This window comes from Streptomyces sp. SID14436, assembly GCF_010548465.1.
In the GTDB taxonomy this organism is placed as follows: Bacteria; Actinomycetota; Actinomycetes; order Streptomycetales; family Streptomycetaceae; genus Streptomyces.
In genome coordinates, this window is sequence record NZ_JAAGMD010000105.1 from 1 (window position 1) to 3,037 (window position 3,037).

2 protein-coding genes and 1 pseudogene are annotated in these 3,037 nt (G+C 76.5%); all 3 read left to right on the top strand.

Annotation, left to right across the window (positions count from 1 at the left end):
- The first annotated feature begins 257 nt into the window (after positions 1–257).
- Entirely contained in the window at positions 258–1,118 is an 861-nt protein-coding gene (locus G3I53_RS04110; protein WP_164332723.1) for an ABC transporter ATP-binding protein, read from the top strand.
- Positions 1,115–2,644: an ABC transporter permease gene (locus G3I53_RS04115; RefSeq protein WP_343240553.1), complete on the top strand. Its 1,530-nt coding sequence runs from the start codon at positions 1,115–1,117 to the stop codon at positions 2,642–2,644. Before G3I53_RS04110 ends, G3I53_RS04115 begins: the two co-directional genes overlap by 4 nt.
- An 86-nt stretch (positions 2,645–2,730) precedes the next feature.
- Positions 2,731–3,037, top strand: a pseudogene (locus G3I53_RS04120) (ABC transporter); the annotation flags it as partial.

Below are 3,037 nucleotides of genomic sequence, written 5' to 3' on the forward strand. Positions count from 1 at the left end.
GGCGGGCGCCGACGCCCCGCTGGCCCCGTTCACCGCGGCGGGGCAGGGCGCGGCGGCCCTCGTCGCGGGCGTCGGCACCGCGCTCGTGTTCCTGCTGCGCGAACGCTTCGACCTGGGCGGCGGGACGGGGCCGGCGGCCACCGGATGACCGCCCGCCCCTTCCCCGCCGCCCCCTTCTCCGCCTTCTCCGCCGTCACCGGGCCCGCTCCGGCGGCCCCTGCCTTCGGCTTCTTCCGCCCCACCTACGGGAGTTCCGCATGATCCCCTCCGTCTCCGCCTCCGGGCTGAGCCTCCACTACGGGGGCACCCGTGCCCTCGACGACGTGTCGCTGACGCTGTCCGCCGGCGTCACCGGGCTGCTCGGCCCCAACGGCGCGGGCAAGACCACGCTGCTGCGGGTGCTGGCCACCGCCGTGCCCCCCGACCGCGGTGCCTTCACCGTGCTGGGCCACGACCCCGCCACCTCGCGCGGGCGCCAGGAGGTCCGGCGCGCCCTCGGCTACCTGCCGCAGACGCCGGGCTTCCACCCCGACTTCACGGCCTTCGAGTTCGTCGACTACGTGGCGATCCTCAAGGAGCTCACCGACCGTGCCGCCCGGCACCGCGAGGTGCGGCGCGTCCTGGAGGAGGTGGGCCTCGGCGACGTGCGCGGCAAGCGCATCAAGAAGCTGTCCGGCGGGATGCGGCAGCGCGTCGCCCTGGCCGCCGCCCTCGTCGGCGACCCCGGGTTCCTCGTCCTGGACGAGCCGACCGTCGGCCTCGACCCCGAACAGCGCATGCGGTTCCGCGAGTTGATCGCCCACGCCGGTGAGGGCCGCACCGTGCTGCTGTCCACGCACCAGACGGAGGACGTGGCGATGCTCTGCCACCGGGTGGTGGTCATGGCGGCCGGCACCGTGCGCTTCGACGGCACCCCGGCCGAACTGACCGCCCGCGCCGACGGCCGGGTGTGGAGCAGCGCCGAGCGCGCTCCCGGAGCCAAGGCCGGCTGGCGCACCGGTCTGGGCACCTACCGCAACGTGGGGGACCCGCCCTCCGGTGCCGACCTCCTCGAACCCACCCTGGAGGACGGCTACCTGCTCACCCTCGACGACGCGGGCGTGGAGGTGACGGCGTGAGCACCGTGACCGAGACCGCTGCGCCCACCCGGCCGGCCGCCCCCGCGGCGCACGGCGGCTCCTGGGCGGCCGTGTTCGCCCTGGCCCGCTTCGAGACCCGCAGACTGCTGCTGCGGGTGCCCGTCCTCGTCGCCCTCGCCCTGTACGTGTCCCTGACCGTGTGGAGCACCCGCACCTCCTGGGACGGCTTCCCCGCGCTCCAGGACGCCGACCGCGCCACCCAGAACGGCCCGCTGCTCGTCGGCCTCGCCGTCCTGCTGTGCGTCAACCAGGCGATGCTGCGGGACGGGCGGCACGACACCGAACGGCACCTGACTGTCCTGGTGCTCCCGCGGTGGTGCCGCACCGTCGCCCACCTGCTGTCGGTCGGCGCGCTCACCCTGGTCACCGCCGTGGGCGTGGCGGCCCAGTTCACCTGGGAGGCCCTCAAGCCCGGCGCGGTCGGCCACGGTTCGCCCGGCGAACTGCTCGTGGGCCCGCTGTGCGTGCTGCTGCTCGGCTCCCTCGGCGCCCTGCTGGCCCGGCTGGTGCGGTCGGCGCTCGCCGCCCCGCTGTTCATCGTCCTGTGCCTGTTCTTCGGCATGTTCGCCTCCATCAGCACCGACGAGGACAGCGCGACCCGCTGGCTGATGCCGCTCGTCGCGGAGGGCGGCTCCCACACGCTGCCGTCCGGCCTGATCGGCCGCCCCGCCGCCTGGCACGCCCTGTACCTGGCCGGGCTGGGGCTGACCCTGGCGTTCGCCGCCGTCCTGCTGTCCGGCGCCGGACGGGTGCGGACCCTGCGGGCGGCCTCCGCCGGCGCGGTCCTGCTGACCCTGGCCGGCGCGGTGGGGCAGGCCGGCGGGGTGTCCCCGGAGACGAAGGACGCCCGTACGCGCTACTCCGCCGTCCCGCAGCAGGTGCACGAATGCACCGGCCGCGACGGCGTGCGGTACTGCGCCTTCCCGGAGTGGACCGCGCGCACCGGCGACTGGGCGGCCGCCCTGGAGTCGGTCACCGCGCTCGCCGGTGACGCGGCGGCCGACCGGCGGCTGGTCGTCCGGCAGCGCGTGGAGGCGCGGTACGGCCTGACCGGCGACTCGTCGATCCCCGCGCTGACCCGGCCCGGTGAGGTGACCGTCGGCACCTCCTGGGGCGGCAACCGCGTCCCGGAGTTCACCACCGCCGTGGCCGGCGTGCTGGTCGCCGGCACCGAGAAGGACGCGGCCGCGTTCTGCGACGGCCGCACGGTCACCGTCATGTGGCTGGCGCTGGCCGGCCGGCCCGACCCGGTGGCCGACCTGCGCCGGGTCCGCCTGGACGACAGCGACACCGGCAGCGCCCTCGTCATCTCGCAGACCGAGCCGACGTACATGACCGCCGCGCACACCGAAGTGGTCCGCGCGTTGCTGGACCGCCCCCGCTCCGAGACGGCCGCGAAGGTGCGGGCGCACTGGGACGAGCTGACCGCGCCGAAGGTGACGACCGACCGGGTCGCCGAGGTGCTGGGGCTGCCGTCGCCGGAGGGGGAGGACACGTGCCTGTGACGGGACGGCGGACGCCGTCGGCCGGGCCGGAACGGGCGGCACCGCCCGGGGGACCGCCCGCGGGACACCCGGCCGGATGGCGGGCACTGGTGCCCGGGCTGGTGCGCCCGGTCGCGCGGACCGTGCCGTGGCGGGCGATCGGCGCGGGGAGCGCGGTGGGCCTGCTGCTCGCCGTGTCGCCCCGGCTGACGCAGAACCCGGACGCGTGGTTCACCGTCCAGGTGCTCAGGGCGGCCACCGTGGCGTTCGCCGTCGGCCTGGCGTTCCTCCTGGACGACCCGGCCCGGCACACCACCGCCGCCGTGCCCGTCCGGCGGGCCGTCCGGCACGCCCTGCGCCTCGCGCTCGTCGTCCCGGTCGCCGCCCTGTGGTGGACGGCCGCGCTGCTTCTCG

Bases quoted from the DNA above. Each gene is read 5' to 3' on its own strand.
- G3I53_RS04110 (WP_164332723.1), top strand. From the start codon at position 258: ATGATCCCCTCCGTCTCCGCCTCCGGGCTGAGCCTCCACTACGGGGGC.